Source organism: Shewanella sp. 0m-8 (genome assembly GCF_052977265.1).
Genome location: NZ_JBRIMB010000050.1, coordinates 1 through 19,778, shown reverse-complemented (window position 1 = coordinate 19,778; position 19,778 = coordinate 1). Strand labels below are relative to the sequence as shown.

General features: G+C 41.1%; 18 protein-coding genes and 1 pseudogene. 16 read left to right on the top strand and 3 right to left on the bottom strand.

The features are described 5' to 3' along the window. The first annotated feature begins 49 nt into the window (after positions 1-49). The 10 genes from ACVBIO_RS18050 (at position 50) to ACVBIO_RS18005 (ending at position 10,205) form a co-directional block, all read left to right on the top strand. Positions 50-922 carry a DUF2971 domain-containing protein gene (locus ACVBIO_RS18050; RefSeq protein ID WP_447173154.1) on the top strand — a complete coding sequence of 291 codons (873 nt, stop codon included), beginning with the start codon at positions 50-52 and terminating at the stop codon, positions 920-922. A 595-nt stretch (positions 923-1,517) separates the two neighbouring features. After that, a complete protein-coding gene (locus tag ACVBIO_RS18045) occupies positions 1,518-2,345 on the top strand; it encodes a TnsA endonuclease N-terminal domain-containing protein (protein ID WP_303445527.1) in 828 nt (275 codons plus the stop codon). Continuing rightward, positions 2,342-4,570 (top strand): hypothetical protein, encoded by a 2,229-nt coding sequence (locus ACVBIO_RS18040; RefSeq protein ID WP_447173153.1) that lies wholly within the window; start codon positions 2,342-2,344, stop codon positions 4,568-4,570. The genes ACVBIO_RS18045 and ACVBIO_RS18040 overlap by 4 nt, the downstream gene beginning before the upstream one ends. A gap of 9 nt (positions 4,571-4,579) precedes the next feature. Beyond that, positions 4,580-6,028 carry an ATP-binding protein gene (locus ACVBIO_RS18035; protein ID WP_447173152.1) on the top strand — a complete coding sequence of 483 codons (1,449 nt, stop codon included), beginning with the start codon at positions 4,580-4,582 and terminating at the stop codon, positions 6,026-6,028. After that, positions 6,021-6,983, top strand: a complete 963-nt coding sequence (locus tag ACVBIO_RS18030; RefSeq protein WP_447173151.1) for a TniQ family protein — start codon at positions 6,021-6,023, stop codon at positions 6,981-6,983. The genes ACVBIO_RS18035 and ACVBIO_RS18030 overlap by 8 nt, the downstream gene beginning before the upstream one ends. A 4-nt stretch (positions 6,984-6,987) precedes the next feature. Next, positions 6,988-8,439: a TnsD family Tn7-like transposition protein gene (locus ACVBIO_RS18025; protein WP_447173150.1), complete on the top strand. Its 1,452-nt coding sequence runs from the start codon at positions 6,988-6,990 to the stop codon at positions 8,437-8,439. Then, positions 8,440-8,841: a DUF6957 family protein gene (locus tag ACVBIO_RS18020; RefSeq protein WP_447173149.1), complete on the top strand. Its 402-nt coding sequence runs from the start codon at positions 8,440-8,442 to the stop codon at positions 8,839-8,841. Next, positions 8,823-9,167: an antitoxin Xre/MbcA/ParS toxin-binding domain-containing protein gene (locus ACVBIO_RS18015; RefSeq protein WP_447173148.1), complete on the top strand. Its 345-nt coding sequence runs from the start codon at positions 8,823-8,825 to the stop codon at positions 9,165-9,167. Before ACVBIO_RS18020 ends, ACVBIO_RS18015 begins: the two co-directional genes overlap by 19 nt. A 3-nt stretch (positions 9,168-9,170) precedes the next feature. Beyond that, on the top strand, positions 9,171-9,512 hold the full coding sequence (locus tag ACVBIO_RS18010; RefSeq protein ID WP_447173147.1) for a hypothetical protein: 342 nt from the start codon (positions 9,171-9,173) through the stop codon (positions 9,510-9,512). A 297-nt stretch (positions 9,513-9,809) separates the two neighbouring features. After that, on the top strand, positions 9,810-10,205 hold the full coding sequence (locus tag ACVBIO_RS18005; RefSeq protein WP_447173146.1) for a hypothetical protein: 396 nt from the start codon (positions 9,810-9,812) through the stop codon (positions 10,203-10,205). Between the two features lie 378 nt (positions 10,206-10,583). On the opposite strand, the gene ACVBIO_RS18000 is transcribed toward ACVBIO_RS18005, so the two are convergent. Next, positions 10,584-10,757: a hypothetical protein gene (locus ACVBIO_RS18000; RefSeq protein ID WP_447173145.1), complete on the bottom strand. Its 174-nt coding sequence runs from the start codon at positions 10,755-10,757 to the stop codon at positions 10,584-10,586. A 210-nt stretch (positions 10,758-10,967) separates the two neighbouring features. Here ACVBIO_RS18000 and ACVBIO_RS17995 point away from each other — a divergent pair, with 210 nt between their 5' ends. The 6 genes and pseudogenes from ACVBIO_RS17995 to ACVBIO_RS17970 all read left to right on the top strand — a co-directional run bounded on the left by ACVBIO_RS17995 (position 10,968) and on the right by ACVBIO_RS17970 (position 15,337). After that, entirely contained in the window at positions 10,968-11,843 is an 876-nt protein-coding gene (locus ACVBIO_RS17995; protein WP_447173144.1) for a WYL domain-containing protein, read from the top strand. A gap of 112 nt (positions 11,844-11,955) precedes the next feature. Continuing rightward, complete coding sequence (locus ACVBIO_RS17990) at positions 11,956-12,555, top strand: hypothetical protein (RefSeq protein ID WP_447173143.1); 600 nt, start codon at positions 11,956-11,958, stop codon at positions 12,553-12,555. Between the two features lie 261 nt (positions 12,556-12,816). Continuing rightward, entirely contained in the window at positions 12,817-13,266 is a 450-nt protein-coding gene (locus tag ACVBIO_RS17985) for a 5' nucleotidase, NT5C type (RefSeq protein WP_447173142.1), read from the top strand. 75 nt (positions 13,267-13,341) lie between these two features. Continuing rightward, a complete protein-coding gene (locus ACVBIO_RS17980) occupies positions 13,342-13,596 on the top strand; it encodes a hypothetical protein (RefSeq protein WP_447173141.1) in 255 nt (84 codons plus the stop codon). 95 nt (positions 13,597-13,691) lie between these two features. After that, positions 13,692-14,276: pseudogene (locus ACVBIO_RS17975) on the top strand (IS5 family transposase); the annotation flags it as partial. Positions 14,277-14,893: 617 nt separating this feature from the next. Continuing rightward, the gene (locus tag ACVBIO_RS17970) at positions 14,894-15,337 is read left to right on the top strand and encodes a hypothetical protein (RefSeq protein WP_447160658.1); all 444 of its coding nucleotides are present in this window, start codon (positions 14,894-14,896) and stop codon (positions 15,335-15,337) included. Positions 15,338-15,361: 24 nt separating this feature from the next. Here ACVBIO_RS17970 and ACVBIO_RS17965 read toward each other — a convergent pair whose 3' ends face one another. Both ACVBIO_RS17965 and ACVBIO_RS17960 read right to left on the bottom strand, forming a co-directional pair. Continuing rightward, positions 15,362-16,414: a transposase gene (locus ACVBIO_RS17965; RefSeq protein ID WP_447173140.1), complete on the bottom strand. Its 1,053-nt coding sequence runs from the start codon at positions 16,412-16,414 to the stop codon at positions 15,362-15,364. A 754-nt stretch (positions 16,415-17,168) separates the two neighbouring features. Then, positions 17,169-19,262, bottom strand: a complete 2,094-nt coding sequence (locus ACVBIO_RS17960) for a hypothetical protein (RefSeq protein WP_447170420.1) — start codon at positions 19,260-19,262, stop codon at positions 17,169-17,171. Positions 19,263-19,778 lie beyond the last annotated feature (516 nt).

Here is a 19,778-nt window from a genome sequence, read left to right as displayed (position 1 = left end):
ACAATGGTAAGTAATGATTATTCATTATCTCTGAAGGAAAGAATTGAACATGACAAGTCTTTATCGATTTTTTAGCTGTAGCGAATTCAGCAAAGGAACAAGCTTAAATCGTGATATTGACGCTTTAGCCAGTTCGTACCTTTGGTTTAGTAGGGTATGCGACTTCAATGATCCCTTTGAGGGGTTGTATATAGAGCAACTAGAATTTAGGAGACCTGAAGATATAGCTGATAGTGAGTTAGAGGTTTTGCTATTAGCTGCCTCTAAAAGAAAGGGAGGTGCGGTACAAAAACTAAAGCCTGAGCATGACATCTCTAAACTTCAGCCTGTTGAAGTATTTCAACAAAAAGTCAAAGTCAGTAGATCTATAGAGTCTTCTTTAACTGAAACCTTAAGTGATATTAAAATAAAAAGTTGTATTTGCTGCTTTAATAAAGACTGGAAGAGTAATAAAGTGCTTGAAAATAAGCTTATGTGGTCTCACTATGCGAATGGGCTAAGAGGTATGGCTATTGAGTTTGATGGTGAAGCTCTTGATTTAAGCTTAGAAGAACTTAATAATGAAGATATCCAAGGTGGTGAAGTCGATTATTCAGGTCTTACTGGTGTCGATGCAATAGAGTTAATGGTTGAATACGCAAGTCTGCGAGAAGGTGGAATTTCTAAAGTTTTACTTAAGAAGTGTAGCGAATGGAAGTATGAGCAAGAGCACCGTTTAGTTGCTTTAAGTAATAAGTTGTTTTACAGCCCGTCTAGCATAAGGTCCATAACGGTAGGGCAGAGAATGGAGTGTATTAGTAGAGGTGAGTTGCTAAGGGTGCTTAAGGAGTTAGGATTGATCGAAAAGCTTCAGGTCGCCGTAATAGATAAAAAGACCTTTAACATTAAAATCCAACGGTATCATAGTTCACTATTTAATTAGACCTGCAACATCTTTAATTTGACTCTGGCTTTTTCTTTTTTGGGGGAAAGGGTTAATTGGATACTTAGCTATTTCTCATTTAGCAGTCATATATTTTCTAAACTGCACAATTTTGAATAGAAGTCTAAATTACTTTTGTCCCTTTTTGATTTAGGGCTAATAATTGACAGATGCTCAAGGCTAGCGTTTTTATCCCTCAAAAAATGTGCCTATATTTTTTCTACAGACCATAAAACCCAGCTAAATCTTCATTGTTACTCGCTAAATTCCTCCCTTACCAAAAATAATTGAAATTATTTTCATCGATTAGGTTTGTCTGAACGACTAAGCCGAAATCATAGATTTTTTGCCAATTCGAATAGCTACTGAAATAGTAAGTGAGGCAGGATTTTTTAAAGTTCTGTCTTTAGAAAGGCTTAGTATGAATAGGCTGATTTTGATTTTTTAATATGGAGTTATTTCCATAACCGCATTTAAATTATTTATTGGTATAGTATGTATTTTCCTTAATTATATCAGGTGCTTGGTTGTTTTTGTAGACTGCCAGGATTAGGTTCGTTTTGCTACGCTACTTCTTTTGAAACGGAAAGCAGTGATGGCCAAAACTCAAATTAGTATCTCCGAAAAGACTATCAAAAAATTCAATGCTTGGAAGAAGGGCATAGTGCTTTCTGGTCAATACAAACCCTACCTTACAGTTCGAGACGTTAATAAAATTGGTCGAAGGCATTGGCTATTTTGCCCTAAGCAAAAGCGACAAGTTCATCTTCTGTCAGACGGAGAGTCTCGGGCTTACAAAAAACTCATATCAAAGCCCAGTACGGTAATTGTTGAAGAGCAGTTTGCTTTAGATATCGATGAAACTTTGGATATCGCTGTAGAGCTAAATCTTATCCACCCGCGTAACTGGAAAACGAACCTCGCCTACGTCATGACCACAGATTTTGTGGCAACTTATCGACGTAAAGACCAGAGCCTATACCGAGTTGCCTATACGTTTAAATACTGGGACCAAATCTATAAAGCGAGCGAAGATGGAGCAGTCGAAAAGATTAAGATGCGGACTTGGCAAAAATTCGAGATAGAGCGTCAATATTGGTTGCGCAGAGGGGTTCAATACCGTGTGATTACTGAGCGTGATGCAACTAAGCCGGAAGCTTGGAATTTTGATTACTTTGAATTGGCACACGACTTAAAAACAACCCTGGGAGAGGTTGAGGCGTTTGGTATCGCTTTTATCGATAGTTGGGTTAACACTCCCCGAGCAGAGCTTCAGCAGCACTTTAAAACGTTAGAACAAAAACTGAACACACCATTTCAACGTGTTCAAAGCTTGTTTCAATATGCTTGTCTGTATCATTTCCTTCCTATTAAAACCGACCAATACATTCGAGTTTTTCGCCCTGTGGAGCTGTCTCTATGATTTACGTTGGTCAATATATCGTTGATGAAAAACAAGGTCTTGCGCTGCGGGTATGCCACGTGAGTCATGCCTGTCAGCAAGCGGCTGTAGCTGATATGAACATAGCTGACATAGCAATTAATATTGCAAAGCCGGACATTTATTCCTTTGACGAGTTGCATACTTTGTTGAAGAAAAACTCTGCTTCGTCATCGCAACATCAGCTTCCAGCAGAGATGTCATACAGTGATAAAGTGCTAATAGGCATGAATCGAGACAAATGGCTTGAAAAGCGGGACAAGAAGTTTGCTTTAATTGAGCCACTGACATCAGAAGCTTTGATTGCTCAATACTTATATCGTGGAGGGCTCTCAGAAGAGATTACAGCGCTTTTAACGTCAAACATGGATACCTTTCCTGAAATGGCTTGGACGACGCGTGGTGCCTATTACAATGCATTAAATCGCTATATTGTGTTCGGGTGCCAAGTTAATGCGTTATTACCTTTCAAAAATAAGAACATTGGCCGGAATTATCTAATCCCTGCGAGTCCAGGTGCCAATAACGTTAAGCGTGGCAGAGGAGGCGCTAATAACACCACTAGTCGCTCAAAAAGCATTGGTATAACGCAACTCCATAAGGCACAGCTCAGTAAAATTGTTGCGTATATGAAGTCTAAAGACGGTAAGAAATGGTTTCCAAAATTCACGTTCAAGAAGGCGATAGAGCTCTACCAATATCAATATGAAACATCGGTCGTAGAAAGAAATATTGAAAATACAACGCATGAAACCCGAATACCATTTGAGGAAACCCAGTCTCTTTCACAAGAACAAATCCGTTATCACCTGAAAAGCATCGTAGATAAGAAACTTTATCTGCAAATACGTCATGGGCAAATATCGTATGAGAAAGACTTTGCTGATAGGCAAGGGGCTGCACATGATGGTGTTATTGGTGCAACTTATCGTTATGAAATTGATGCTACCGTGCTTGATTTGTATGTTCGTTACCCTTTCGACGTATCAGGGCAATACAGTATGGGGCGTCCGGTGTTGTATTTTGTCATTGATGTGTATTCCACAATGATTGTGGGCTTTTATTTAGGGTTTGATGGGCCTAATTGGGAAGGGGCATCTCAAGCTTTATTGAATGCCTGCTCTTGTAAAGTTACGTTCTCTGCACGCTATGGCGTTTCGATATCAGAAAGAGACTGGCCTGCTCATCATATTCCAGTTCAAGTTACCGTCGATAATGGCACGGAGCATCCCGATAAGATCATTTTGTCAGTACTACAGTCTGAACTTGGTATTCGAGGATATAACTTTACAGCTGTTTTTCGAGGCGATGCAAAGGGGACTGTCGAGAGCAAGTTCAATTGCATCAACAATGAATCAATCCATTTTACTGCTGGTGCTATTCCTGAAGCTGCACAACGTGGGGAACAGCATGCGTCAAACCGAGCTTTTTGGGATTACGACTCACTAATTGCTGAGATCATTCAATCAATCATTTTGCATAACAATACTGCTGACCGGCTTCATCGCTTAGATATTAATGCCATTCGCACAAACATCGATATCACTCCAAACGCATTGTATTTACATAGCTTAAAGCAAGAGATGAACGGTGGGCGTGATGGCCGTTTAGAAGATGCTGGAAGACTTCGTTGGGCGTTTTTACCAGAGGAAGAAGCTACCGTTCGAGCTGATGGTATCTATTTTAAGGGCTTAGTTTATTACTCTGGTTACGCTAAAAAGGCGGGTTGGTTTAGCAAAGCTAAGCATGACAAACCTTTCAAAATACCCATTAAACGCCCAAAAGATTGGACCTCCAATATCTGGCATAAGACTGATTCTAATCAATATGTCGCGTTTGACTTGAAAAATGTAAACGATGAGAGCCCCTTTGTTGGGCAACATTGGGAGCCTGTATTGCACTTGCTTGAACAGTTTAAAGATAAGCGACATAAAAACCGCCTAAATGCTAAAAAACTTAGAGTGTTTAAACAGCAGCTTACTGAGCAATTGAAGTTGATAAATGAAGAGCTACTCCAAGGTGTTAAGGAGAATACTCGGATCAGCATGCAGCCCAGAGTTAAGGAACGACAAGCGCAGTTCAAAGCGATGCAGCAGTTGAAGCACGCGATTGAAGCGCAAGAAGCCTTAATGAACGGTAACAAGGATGACTCTTTTACTACAAACATTGGCCAGCTCGATGACTTAGACAATGAAATGTACGAATAGGAGTGTGTGATGATAATCAATGCTGAGTATCAAACCCATTTGGATGAAAATTTAAATAACAATCCATTGTGTGAAGCGATTCATATAGAGCTGAATCGAAAACGTTTTATTGAAAGATTGACCGTTATTCCTGTTATTCAACCTGACTTTTGGGAGTTGCCGGCTATTTATCAACAAACACAATTACGGCAATTAACCGAAATACATATACCGGTTCCTCAGACTTGGGGGCTTTATAGCAAAATGATAAGTATGATTTTGTATGGCTACTTTCATCGAAATCCATTGTCAAAAGATATGCGCATGTTCAATGGACAGGTTGCTGACGCTATGCGAAAAGGCCAGGTTTTTACTCATGGTAATAGTGGTATTCATGGGCCTTCAACTGCTCCATCTGCCTTGGTGTACGGTGAATCAGGTTCGGGTAAAACAACTGCAATTCGAAGAACCTTGAGTCAGATCCCCCAAGCGATAAAACACACGCTATATCAGGGAGAGCATTTCAAGAAAACACAGCTTGTTTGGGTATCGTTTGATTTACCTCCAAATGGTTCTCCGAAAGCAATGACCGCCAACTTTTTCAGAGCTGTTGATGCTGCGCTGGGAACTAAATACACCGCAGAGTGGAGCGACCATGGGAAGTTCTCTGTTGATAAATTATTGGCGGCAATGCAAAACGTAGCGTCTACGCATTGCTTAGGGCTAGTACATATTGATGAGCTTCAATTTATGCTCGGATATAAAAAGATAAAAGACAGTCCGTCATTGCAAATTCTTGAAACGTTATTCAACAAAATAGGTATACCCATTATTCAGAGTTCGACACAACAAGGTGTTGAGCTGTTCGATACTTTAAAATCAAGTGATCACAGGCTTGGTCACGATCTTACTACGGTAAGGCGAATGCTTAATGATCGAGAGTTTAAATTCTCAACCCATTCACAACATTCTGAGTACTTTAACCAGTTATTCGATGTGTTATTTTTACCTAGTCTTGCTTATGGAGACTTACCTGATGACACCGCTGAATTTAAACGCGTATTTCATAAGTTAACTTGTGGGTTAACCGCTATCATGACTCGCCTTGCACATATGCATCACGAAACTCTGCAATCACTTTTGCAAAATCCCGATAAAGCTAAAAGCTACCATACAACCTTCGATATTCAATTGTTAAACCGAGTGTTCAAGAATCAGTTTCATTTGATAGAGCCTGCACTTATCTCGCTTAGAAATGAGCAAGGTGGGGGCTTAGAGAAACCTTTGAACAATAAGTCCAGTGTCGCTGAGATTTCCTCTCCATCTAATGACCATGCTACTAAGTCTGGTGTAGCGCCTAAGGTGGTTTTACCAACAGTCGTTAAGTCAGCCGATGCACCTGTAGAGGGTATTGGCCATTTAGAATTAGATAAAAGCTTTGGGGCATTCCAATCAGGATTTGGAGCGGAGGATGAATAATGTCGAACTACCCGCTCCCTTTGAAAACGAACATATATTCAGTGTGTTAGCTCGCTGGTTTGATACAACGGGCAGAAATGATTTTTTGATGACGTGTAAACGAGTGTCTAATAACTTAACAATACTCACTCCTGCGGCAATATGGCGACCATTGTATGCTGATTTGGCTAAACATTATCAGGATACGATTGGCATACATAGAGTCATCTATGAACACACATTAGTACCGTATTACCTGACTTTCTTACCTACCGAGGTACAGGATAGGTTACTAGACAGCGATGTAATTGAGCAAGCTAACCTCAAGGTGTTACCTGGGCTACAAAATAATATAAAGGCTGCTCACCATTGGCGTTGGTGTAATGAATGTGCAAAAGAGGACTTTGATAAATATGGAATAACCTATTGGCATACTTATCACCAAATACCTACGATGTTGCGATGCTATAAGCATCAAGTCCCCTTAATATCTTCTTGTCAGCATTGTGATTTTCAATATTTGTTTTTTCAGCGGCATTGGCTGCCGCCTGAAAATGGTCGGTGTTTGGAGTGCGAAGAAGCAATTACACCTCCGGTAGTTTTGACATCGCCAACATCTCATTGGCTTGATGCGGTCAGCATTAGGTTGCAGGGGCTGCAATCGGAGTTGAGTTTTGAGAGTTTGACTGAATTAATGAAGAGTAAGATTGGTTATCAGTCATTGCCAAGTAATACCAGTTTGGCTTTACGTAAAGAGGTGGGTGAAATACAGCTGAAGTTTGTCCAAAGCATCGAAGATAGTCTCATTCCTGCATATTTTACTCGTGAACGAGAAGCGGTTTTTAAGCAAGGGCAGAAACTACTTAACATCGTCACTACGGTTTACAGGGGGTCACAGGTGCCTCCTATTAGTTTGTTATTAATGCTCAAGTCTCTTGAGCTGGAGCATGAGCTAACAAAACGAGTCGTGGAATAGACTAATGATAGAGTCTAGCCAAGTACAGTATTGCCCTGAACTGTTTGCTGACGAGACGCTATACAGTTGGCTGTCTCGCTGGGTGTACAGTACTCCCTCGCCAAGCATAAACCTCATACTTGAGCGTATGCTCGGTTCACACAGTAAACAGCTAGATTCATTATTTCCGAGCTATGTAGTGGCTCTGGCACATCAAGCGTCGATTAGTGAAACAATACTTATCAATACACATACTCAGGTGCCCTATTTTAGGCATTTCTGTAATGATAGTTTGTATTGTTCAACGCTCAAGGATATGCATTCCGGCGAGACTCAATCTACATACTCAAAAATGTCATTAATAGCCGGTCGGATAAAGGAGAGCCGCTACTTAAATTTTTGCCCTGGATGTGTTGAGGACGACATTAATCAATGGGGTATCGCATATTGGCATGTTGCCCATCAGTTGCCTGGCTTATCTTCATGCGTTACGCATGGTCTTAATTTAAAGGGAGTTAAAAAGTACCGCAGAGGCCTATTAAGGCCACCTCAAACCGTTGTGAAAGAGGATTTGATTTGTGCTAGCCCAAGGGCTTTAAAGTTGGCCCATTTGAGTATTGAGCTTCTTTCGTTCCAACCACCACTATTCGAGGGGGAAGTCATGGCGATGATATATCGCCACCGGCTATTAGAAATGGGGCTGGCGTCAGAAAGGTTGAATATACATCAAGCCGAACTGCGTGTTTCTTTAGAAGAATACTGGGGGCTGGTGCTTCAGGAAGAGACCATTGCTCATATTTTTGAGCTAGGAGATGGCCACACCTATCCTACTTGTTTGTTCTATCAAGCAAGTGCTCACCACCATCCTTTAAAGCACCTACTAATGATAGGAATGATATTTGAATCAATAGGAGAGCTAGTTCATTTCCACAAAAGCATTATCAGTAATCAAGCCATGAGCAATAAAGTTCACCGAAATAAAATTGATAAGCAAGTGAAGATGGAGCTAGCACTAGCAGCGCTTAAAGCTGGCAGTAGTTTACGTCAATCATGCCACGAAAGTGGTTTAAGTATTGGGAAAGTGAAGCAAATAGCTGTTAGTCATAACGTTAGTATTCAGCGCCGTGAACAAAAGCTGTTTGCAATGGAGCGAGAGCTTATCTTGCAAGGTCTTAAAAGGCTCAAATCAACACAAGAGATTGCCATTTTAATGAGTTGCTCAGTGGGAGCGGTAGAACAAATTTTATCGCAGCATCCTACAGTGGTAGAACATCGAAGAAAGGTGCGATTTATGCGTAAATGTCACTTTCATCGAGCTAAATTAATTATCGCTATGCGTAAACAACCTCATTGTACTCGAAGCTCATTGCAGCAAACTGTGCGAACCGACTACACATGGTTGTTTAGGTACGATAAGGCTTGGCTTTATCGAATATTACCAGCCAAGCAACCAGCAAAATATTGGGGGAGGAAATAAGTGCTGAATAAAACGGAATTGAAGCGATATATTCAGACTTTACCTGTTGATGTAGATACAGATAAAGGGTGCGAAGCCTCTGAGCTAAACCAGAGAGTTGATGATGCTTTGTATTACTTCTGTGGTAAGCGAATCGTAGTGGTTCAGGAGTGGTTTTGGATAGATTTTGAGTCAAGTGGAACGCGTAAAAATGGGCTTAGTGTTGAAGCTATGCTATTCGCTGAAGACATTATAAGTGCTTCTCCAAGTATTCAAGACGACTGGATACTATCTTCAGCGCTAGAGCAGTATGTTCACCCTGGCTTATTTGTCACGGCGAATACATGTTACGTACTGTCAGGTAAAGGCTTAAGAGGGACTGTCGAACGTTCAATTGCTCTGCGTTGGCTGAATTATTACTGACAATTTTTAAAGGCGTTGAGGAAGATAAAATGAAGCTTGAAAGACATGGTAATGATTTCTTCACTGGCGTCATCGGTGACAACAAAGGAGTTACTGTTTATGTTAAAAAAACAGCGGGGGATCAGTTTGAGGCTGTTATCCCTAAAGCGGTCTTAGATATGCTGGAAGATGTTTTTAATGATGACGATGCATGTATAGAAGCGTGGTTAAATAAGCCCAAAAGACCATTGGGCGGTGCAACACCTAGAGCATTGTTGAGAACCAAAGACGGGGTGGATACCGTCATTGGTATGTTAGAGCGTATGAAAACAGGGGATTTCTCTTAAGTTATGATGCATATTTTATTTCTATGCACGGCAAATGTGCATCGCTCAAGAACAGCAGAAGATTACTTTAGTGCTCGCAATACTAGAGATGAATTTAAATCCGCAGGACTTAGTGAAAAGTATTGTGCTAAGAACAATAGTACGCTCTGCACTATAGCGCTCTTGAATTGGGCTGATAGAGTTTTTGTCATGGAAGCTGCACATGTAGAGATTATCTCCGAATATGCAGGTAAGAGTTTTTTAGATAAAGTTGAAGTGCTTAATATTGAAGATGTGTACCAATACATGCAGCCTGAACTAGTCAAAATATTATTGACGAATCATAGGCTTGTTGGTTTTAATTGAGTCGTGTTCGGTAGGTTTATTGGATGATTCAACGCTTATTTATCGTGGAGTTGACAGTCTTGTATTAATCCACTAAATTGAAAATTCATATATTTCACGGCTCATACGGGCCTGATAGTTGTATTTATGACGGGATCCAATACTGGACAATGTCAGGGCCGGCAGCCCTTACAACTCGATACATGCAAGCAGCAGTATAGTGATATTAAATTGGGGATTAAGCAGTAACGCTAATCCGGTTCGTATTCAGTAGGCCACTGGCTGACATACGGCATCAATTTTATATTGGATACTGCTATGCCTATAAAAAATGCCACTCCTCCATCAAGTGCGATAAAACATTACAAAAGCCTTTCTTATGAAACTCTCGCCGCAAGTTGGCTTCTCAACGATGGTTGGGACGTCTTTATGCCTATGATTGACCATGGTCAAAAGACCGACATTGTCATTTCTGACGGCTCCTATTTTTATCGAATACAGATCAAATCCGTTGAAACTAATGATGAATGTATTGAAGTTGAAAACAAGTGGGGCGATGTAAAAATAGATTACGTGATCTATTTTTCTAGGGTAGGAAGCTGGGGCTATATCACTCGCCCGTTTACTCAAAAAAAGCGTAGACTGAATGCTCCAGGGCACATTCGATTTCATCAGCACCCAAAGAATTTTATAAAGGCTTTTCAGCTTATCTAGACTCTCAGAAAATGATGAAAGCCGTTGACTCTAATATAGAGTTAACGGCTTAATTTGTGCTATAGATACCTAGTTGGGTAGTGAGCGAAAGTGTGAGCACACACTCTCCCACTGGCCTGCACGGTATCGCATATATGAACAAACTCTTACAACTTTAGAACCAGACATAATAGTCGTCTCCAAGAAATATAAAGGAGGGATCTCTGGCGTATTGAGTTGGAAGCATCTAACCTGTAGGATATAACTGTAACGTTGGTCCTTAGGTTAATTACTGACTTGAGACCTCCCAGTATAGAGTCGATAATTATTGTTGGTAGCAATACTTATCACCAGCTCAATACTAAAAAGGCTTCTGCTATTTCCATAGCTGAAGCCTTTTTACTTTTCTTTGGTAACACCTTTGTAGACGCCTCCTGTTTTTTTCACACTCATAAACTGTCCTGTTTCGGAATCCCTTTTTGTCCATAGTTGGGTTTGTGGGTTAAATACCTGTGAGCGTTGTCGCACCGCTCCTATTCGAGCGTTGTCCCCGTAGGGCTTGTTTACTGCCATGGCTAATCTCCTTTTTAAGCACATATAGTGCCTACTTGATTTAACTAGTACACCATATTGTGCTTCTAGTGCAGACATTATAACCAGGTGAAAAAACAGACGCAAGCATTTTGGTGTTGTTATTTTGATCGCCACCTCATTTTGAGGTTGTTATATTTTGATTGAAGTGCTAGTTTTATAATCAAAATACATAAGAGTAGGGGCAATAATATGGACTCACTACCAATAAATCGGCAAGAGCGATTAGCATTTATTGAACTCAATCTATCTTTCACGGGAATTATTACTCGAAAGAGACTTAAGGAAAGGTTTCAGATTAGTGATGCTGCTGCTACGAGAGATTTGGTTGATTATCAAGCTCGTAATCCTGGCAATACTCTTTACTGCAATAAGTCAAAGGCGTACGTATATAGTGCGAAGGCCTTTATTCATCAGTTTTCAATAGATGTTAATGCTGCTTTATTAGAGTTAACCGGTAATAGGCAGAGTCTTATCAAGAAGGCTAATGACTCTTTGTTTAGTTTTGAAACACTTGAAGTGATGACAAAGCCGAAAACAGATGTTGTTTCAGCAGTAACACGAGCAATGGTTAAAGGTTATCCGGTTGAAATTGAATATGATTCTATAAAATCGGGTAGACGAAAGGCGGTTGTCGTGCCGCACTCAGTTGTGAATAACGGCGAGAGGTGGCATTTCAGAGCTTACGACAGAGAAAACGAAGTATTCTCTGATTTTGTTATAACACGATTACTCAGTGTAAAAGAGATCGAAAGTAAGGCTGAAAGCTATGAATCTAAAGCTAATGATTCCGAATGGAATTCTGAGGTCAGGTTAGTTTTGGTACCTCATCCTTCGCTAGATCACCCAGCCCCAATTGAATTGGATTATGCCATGCAAGATGGAGAGCATAGAGTGACAGTCAGGGCTGCGCTAATGGGCTATTTCCTTAGACATTGGAATGTAGATTGTTCACCTAAGAACAAGCTACAGAAAGGCAAGCATTACCATTTATGGTTGAAGAATAATGAAGTGATTTTGTTATTTAGGCAAAAAATATTGGCTCCAGGCTATGAAAATCACCTCTAGGCATAGGAGTGTAATTGCTTTTTTTGCGTTACCACCGCGAGTGATTATTATTTTAGTTCATTGAAATTGAATAGCTTACCCAATTAAACAATAAATGATTTTAAGGATTGAAATGGATTTTGATACGCTCTCAAAATTGGCTTTTAGTTTAGTATCCGCTCTCGGTACGGTGGCCTTAGTTTTCTTTAATTTTGGTCAGACTCGAAAGATAAAGGCCGAACTTCTTGAGAAATTTGAAGAAGCTGTTACTCGGGAAAGCATTCATTCTGTTACTGAGTTATTTCGACTAATTCACGGATTAAGGATGAGCTATAGGGATATAGTAGAGCTTATTAAGCATGATCAATGTTCAATAATCATTTATGCATTGCAGAAAACTCCTGGAATTGTTTCTTATGCGAATGGAGAGTTCCAATTGACTAAAATAGCTAAAAATCCGATCTTTAGATTCTTTGATGTATGGTTTACTCGACTAAGTATCACGATATTCAGTGCTTTGTGTTTACTTTCTTGGGGTATGGTTGGTTTTGGTAACGCTGTGACTTCAATTTTGGGTTTTGGGTTTCTGATCTTTTGTTCAATAATGCTAACGCTACAACTTCGACAGCGTGCATATAATCAGATGATTCAAAGTCTTGTAGAGCCTGAAGGCACACGAGACATAGAGCCTATTGGTCATGATTCTGTTAATAAATGTACAGTCGAGAATTAGCTCGCAAATGGAAGAGTGTAAGAGCTTAAATGAGCTAAAGGATATTGGCAAAAGTACAAACTTGTGCGACATCATGGTAGTAATAACGGACTGTCTCCAATGCTTTTTTGAAAAGCAGTATTATGAGAACTTAGAAAGTGTCTGGAAAACTAGGGGCTTACCAGGGTTATTTAAGCATGATAAGAACTGGCTTTATAATAATCTTCCCTCGGAGATACCAAGACAATTAAGATCCCAAAAGAATAAACCTGGAGATAAATAATGACCAGAATTATCTATATCGATATGGATGATGTACTTGTGAAGTACACTCAAGCAATTGAGGCCAAAAAATCACAAACGCCGCAGCAAGCCTATCCGCAAGCGGAATGGGGCTTCTTTGCTAACCTAGAGGCAATGGGAGGTGGCATCGCAGTGATGAAACAGATGCTAGCCCATCCTGATATCGAGCCCTATATTGCAACAGCACCTAGCCTCAAGAATCCACTGTGCTATGCCGAGAAACGAATTTGGGTTGAGGAGAATTTAGGCATGGAGTTTGTAAAGCGTCTAATCATCATTCCAAACAAGGGCTTGCTACAAGGTGATGTGCTTATCGATGACAATGTTACAGGGAAAGGCCAAGGGTCATTCCAAGGTGAGCTTTGGCAGTTTGGTTCAAGCCAATATCCAGATTGGGAGGTGGTCGCTAGGGCACTATTCGGAGAATAGATTGATAGCTTGCCAAGGCCTATAACAGAACTTTTGCTGGTGGAAAATTGAATTCCACCAGAAACTAATGCTGATGTGGTTGTTTTAGCTGACGATCTTCATGTCGGTACGCAAGGTGTTAAATGGGCATTAACTTATTTTAAGCAGCCAGTTATTTATATCCTTGGTAATCATGAATACTATTGCCGCGCTAGTATGAAGCAACTTGAAGGTGAGTTCATCCGGTTTACTCAAAGCACAAATGTACATATCCTGATTGATGGCGTTAATTTTATTGGCGCTACGCTTTGGAGCGATTTTAATGTTTATAACAAGCAAGACATTAATTAAGGCCTAGCCCTCGCTAGGCCTTGTTTCCTAAATAGAATGGACCTTTTGCCATTAGCGTGATCTGATCTCCTAAGATAGCTACGCGGAGCAGCAAAATGGGAAAGTCTAAGCATAAAATAACCAACTGGTCTCAGTACAACAAAGCACTAGTCAATCGTGGCTCTCTGACGTTCTGGATTGATGAGCAAGCCATTAAGTCTTGGCGAGGTATTGAACACCATGGCCGTCGTGATCGAGGATATATTTACTCCGATACTGCTATTGAGACTGCATTGGTTGTTAAAGGCGTATTAAACTTGTCACTGCGAGCACTCGAAGGCTTTACCAACTCTGTATTCCAGCTTATGGATGTGCCACTGACCTCCCTGAGTTACAGCTGTATAAGTAAGCGATCTAAGACTGTTGAAATCAAGTATCAGGCAAAGAGTAATGGTCCTGTGGCACATGTTGTCATTGATTCAACAGGCCGCAAAGTTTACGGTGAAGGTGAATGTAAAACACGTAAGCATGGTAAAGCAAAGCGTTGTATCTGGCGTAAGCTACACCTCGCGGTTGATAGTAGTACGCATGAAGTTGTGTCAGCATAAGTCACCTTGGTAAACGTTGCCGATAATGAAGTGTTCACCACATTGCTCAACCAGTTGAGAAGACGTATAGCTCAGGTCTCAGCCGATGGTGCGTAAGATACCAAGGCATGCCAATTAGGAAACAAGCTGCTTAGCTCGCTGAAACACCAGGGGTATGGAGACCCAAACTTAACTACGGAACACCCAGAAACAGGATTGCCAATAGATTGTAGATATGTTGCTTTTGCTCATAAATCAATCTAGACATTTAGATACTTAGACTTTAAACAAAAACGATCTTAAACCTGAATTTAGATGTTCCGGTCACAAACTTTATTAAGTAAAAATATTGATTTTATTTAAGTTACCCCATCAAGTCACAAACTTTATTAAAAATTGAAGCTTAAATTGTTTAAAAAAGTCAGAGCCTCTAGTCACAAACTTTATTATCAGTAACCAATTGCTGCTTGGGCTTGCTACTGCTACGTTGAACCTCGGCTCCAGTCCTCATTGACTGGAGTCAACTCCGGGCTAGAGCCTTCGGTTCGCCTTGCATTAGCATCGCCAGCGACGCAATTACGGAAACTGTGAGTTTGGTGGTTTCCGGTAGTTATAGAATTGAAAAAGCGACCTTTTGGTCGCTTTTTTATTGGCTGGGGTTTAGAACCGTTGATGGTTGCATCGAGTAAAAACAGCTAGCAAAATCTAGCTTATAAATAGAGTCAGACCTAATGACGGCAGACGAAATGACAAAGGCAGCAGCGACTATGCAAGAACAACTTCCGATTACGATTAGCGCCGATAGCGGCTTTTCTAGTTCGCTTAAGCCGTTGCTGGTTGAGCTTGAAATGTGGATTAACTTTCAAGCGCTGAAAGCAGATTGGTATGGCGATGAAGCCTGTATCTTAGCTTTCGATTTTACTTTGGTTAGGAGCTTGGAAGATAAAGGGCTGGATGTTAGTGAAGAGTGCGCTGCGGCTCAATGGAGAGTCGAGGATGGTTATGCCTATTGCTACGACAGCAGTAGCTTAAACACCACGGCTTTTATTGCGGTTGCAGACCTGCTTGAGGCAGGTGTTGGGATTGAACAGGCGATAAAGGGTAGGTTGGTTGCTGTGGTTAATGCGGTTGCCAAGTCTGTGGGAAGAGGGCATCGGTTGTTGGCTTTGGGGTGAGTCGCTAGCTCATGCCTCTACTAACTAAGGCGACGGATGAAGTGCATTACTACAAGCTTTTCCCTTGCTCCACTTTCCGCTTTTCTGCTGCCTTTTGAACTCACACATAGCGTCCCAACGGCCGCTAACTCCACTGTATTGACGACGAAACTCTTTGGCCGAGGTTATCCAAGCATCAGGTGCAATACCGAGTTCATTGAGTAATTTAGGTCGTTTTGAATCTATGACGCCTGTTTTATCATGTCGAATCGCTCTGCCCGTCCAGTCAATAAGCTCTAAGTAGTCACAAAAGTGAAATGGGATCCCCGATTGACTAGCAAGATGGGTTGAACCATCAAATTTAGCGAGTGGTTTTAAGGGATCGTCAACAGCAAGTTCTGGTTCTTGATTGGTGGACTTGGTGGGGGGAGTTGGCTTGCTGGTGTTGCTATCAAGCGAATTTAACTCGGTAATACGCTCTTGAATAGAGGTGAACTCAGAAGTTTGAAGTGTGTCTGCTATTCCTGCTCTAATAGGGTTTAAATCCACGTACATCATACATGCAAGTAATGCCTGTTCATCGAGCAGGGCTTGAGACTTAAACCTTCCTTCCCAGAATGCCCCCTTACACTCATCTTCACGATTTGCTCTACGCGCTACCTCCTCATTAAGGCAACGCATAAACCAGGATATACTCGATAAACGCTGGTGCCATTCAGCTAATAATCCATCAAGTAGTAAACGCTCACTCTCAATTAATGTCTCACCATTCATGTATTTGGTTGCTACAGGATGCCCTTTAGTGATTTTACACCATTGACTAATGACCTCTTTGTTACTCAATGATTTAGCTTTGTCAGTGTCGATTTTAAGGACTAAATGATAGTGATTATTCATGACTGCATAGGCACAAATATCGATACAGAAGATAGTTGAAAGCACTTTGATTTTATCGACAATCCAGCCACGCCTATGTTCAAAGCTTTTACCTGTAAGCTTATCCTCGCCACAGAGAAATGCTCTTCTGACACAACGATTTATGATGTGATAGAAAGGAGTCGATTCAGGATCTATCAAAGTTCGTCGAGCAGAGGTCATAATCGCAATCCTACACTAGGCCAAGAGGAGGTACTACAAAGCCTAGTAGAGGATGTGCTAAAGCACAAAAGTTATGGCTGTCCTGTCTTTTTCTGCCTATGTTCAAAGCTTTTACCTGTAAGCTTATCCTCGCCACAGAGAAATGCTCTTCTGACACAACGATTTATGATGTGATAGAAAGGAGTCGATTCAGGATCTATCAAAGTTCGTCGAGCAGAGGTCATAATCGCGATCCTACACTAGGCCAATAGGAGGTACTACAAAGCCTAGTAGAGGATGTGCTAAAGCACAAAAGATATGGCTGTCCTGTCTTTTCTTGTCCTGTCTTTTCTTTGATTTTATCGACAATCCAGCCACGCCTATGTTCAAAGCTTTGACCTGTAAGCTTATCCTCGCCACAGAGAAATGCTCTTCTGACACAACGATTTATGATGTGATAGAAAGGAGTCGATTCAGGATCTATCAAAGTTCGTCGAGCAGAGGTCATAATCGCGATCCTAGACTAGGCCAAGAGGAGGTACTACAAAGCCTAGTAGAGGATGTGCTAAAGCACAAAAGATATGGCTGTCCTGTCTTTTTGTTTCTGTCTTTTTGTTTTGGTAATCAGTTAGACCGGTTTATTACCAAGCATCATAAGCCGAGTTAACGCGGTTTAACCGTTATTAAATACAGCCTTGTTTGAAATAGAGAACATAAAAAAGGAGAGCCTAGGCTCTCCTTTTAAGTATGCAGTTATTTAATCAGCAATAACGAATTAGTCGTTATTGGCTGTACCAGTCCATTCGATGTTAGCCTTGATTGGCTCAACAATATCTGCATCATCTTCATTGGCTAGTTGACCAACTATGCTATAAACCGTACCTGCAGGTAGGTTTGTTGGAAGGGTAAACTGTGCTACACAGAAGTTAAACTCTTCGCTATCATTGTCCATTAGCTGTGCCGAAACACCGTATTTAGGCAGGCCAATAGCTGTTAGCTGAGGATTGTAGAATTCACGTACCGATTCACAGGTTAAATCTTTACCTGGAAGATCAAAATACATATCAACGTCATCACCTACATCGTTGGTCTGTAAGCTGATTTGCACTAGGTTGTACTTACCTCTTACGCTAAAATCAGGCATTTCAATGGCGAAGCTACGCTCGTCTGCATTGTCATCTGACTCGATGTCTAAACGACGCTCTGCATCGTCATCATTAGCAAAGAAAGTATAACGCTCACCGTGAATAGCAACAGTTTGTGCGCCAGCGCCAATGCCATTTAATGCAGGCTTAGTGGTGATAGTTGAGGTTTCTACTTCATTACCTTCCATCACAAAGCGAGCTTCAAGCTTGTCACCCTTGACAGTATAGCTACCGACTTTTTCAGTCGCTTCTGCAGAACATTCGGTTAAGTTGCTTAGGTTACGCTTGTTCATTAGCACGTTACCGTCGACGAACTTATAAGTCTCACACCAAACACGCTGGAAATCTTGGCCGTTATCAACACCATCATCACTGCCGTGTTCTAAAACATACCAATTCTTGCCTTCTAGCGGGTGTGCCTCTGGATCAGGCGTGATGTCGTTATTGGCAACAGATAGCTTGAGATCCGCTTTAACTGCAGCGTTAACACCATCATCAGCTGTTACTGTGATAGTGAATTCACCAGCAAGCTCTGGCTTACCAGTTAAGCGTAGGTCATCACCTTGTTCAATATTAAGGCTAACGCCTTGCATGTTAGTGGTCGCAACTAGCTTCAGGCTATCTTCATCGACATCGTTAAACAGATCGTCAAGTTCGATTGTTGTATCGACGGTTTCGCCTTGAGTTAGATTTAACCCTTTAAGATCGGCTTCAATTTCAGCTTTTTCCTGGCTATCAACTGTCGGTGCAGAGTTCGGGCTAGTTACGTCGATTTCAATTTCTAGTGGGTATGAACGTGCACCATGGCTGTCCGTCGCATAGGCATGAAGCTCAATTTCACCAGCTGTTAATGGCTTGCCGCTTAGTACGCCAGTTGTTTGGTTGAATACTAGGCCTAGCGCAGCTAGCTCCTTTCCATCTTCGCTTTTCACTTCAATAGTAAATAAGTCACTATCTGAATCGGCGAAAGCGGCCTTAAGCTCAATCGCTTCGATAGCTTGACCAAGCTCAAGCTTAATCTTTTCCAGCTTATCTTGCTCTGCGTCAGTTAAAGTGATGTTTGGTCTGTGGTTTGGCTTGAAGCCTTCTTCTTTATCAATGACTGGTGCGTAATCGTCAAGATCTTCTTTATTATCAACTTTGTCAGCAACATCTGTCACTAAGTCGTTTAAGATCTCTGTAGAGACATCAGTGTCTTCAACCTGCGCATCGACTAAGGTCTCGCCGATAACCTTGATTCCTTCAGCCACTTTGTTGCCAGCATTAGCATCAGCAATGTAGTCACCGAATAACTGCTCTGATGTTGCGTTGAGTGCCGCAAACTGCTCGGTAACTTCAGCTTTTGCGTCTTCAGCTGTTAGAGTCGGTGTCGCCTGCATCTTTTCAACCACAAGATTAGTCATCGGGTTGATAACCTTAGAGTCAGCTGGTGCAGATAATTCGAATGCTTTGGTGACAAGACCGCGATCGCTATCAATGGTTTGACCTACAACGGCTTTCACACATAGTTTTTGATCTTTGAATTTCTCATCAATTTTTGCAATGCCGCGATCATTGGTGACGCCAGCCTTTGTGTCGCACTTGTCGCCCGCGTAAATATCGGCATTTACTAGATAACCGTCGATAGCCTTAACTTCGAACGTGTTAATCGCATTGTCATCATCACTACTACAACCTGCCAAAATGATGCCTATTGAGGCGGCAAGTAAGCTTAGCTTTTTCATTATATGTCCTGATTTTAAATTGAGCGCACTGGCTCAAAGGGAAACGCCATTCGGTAAGTAAATAGCGCATGGATTCTAGCTGAGGAGAGTAGAGTGAGTATTGAAGATTTTCACAAATACTGGATTGAGATCTCAATAAAAATTCAATAAAAATAGATGCTTAATTAGATTTCTTGCGTATAGTTCACAAAGTGTTCAAATAGACGAAACATTATTTTTTTTGGATTCATATTAAATAGAAAAACCTATAAAATTTTCGCCCCGCAAAAGTTTATTAACTCTTTACTGTGCAAACTGTATGAAAACCCTACACATGACTCGACAGCTTCAGCGCTGTTAAAATAAGCGCTTTAAGGGCTTGTTCATCATTAGATAGAGATAAAACCTGTTATGGGTCAGAGGCTGACGAATCCCCACAAAAAGATAAACAGAAATAATGAGATAGGCAAAAATATGAGGAACATTCATGGCATTTGGTGATCAAATTTATCGCCAAACAAAAATTACCACGAGTAA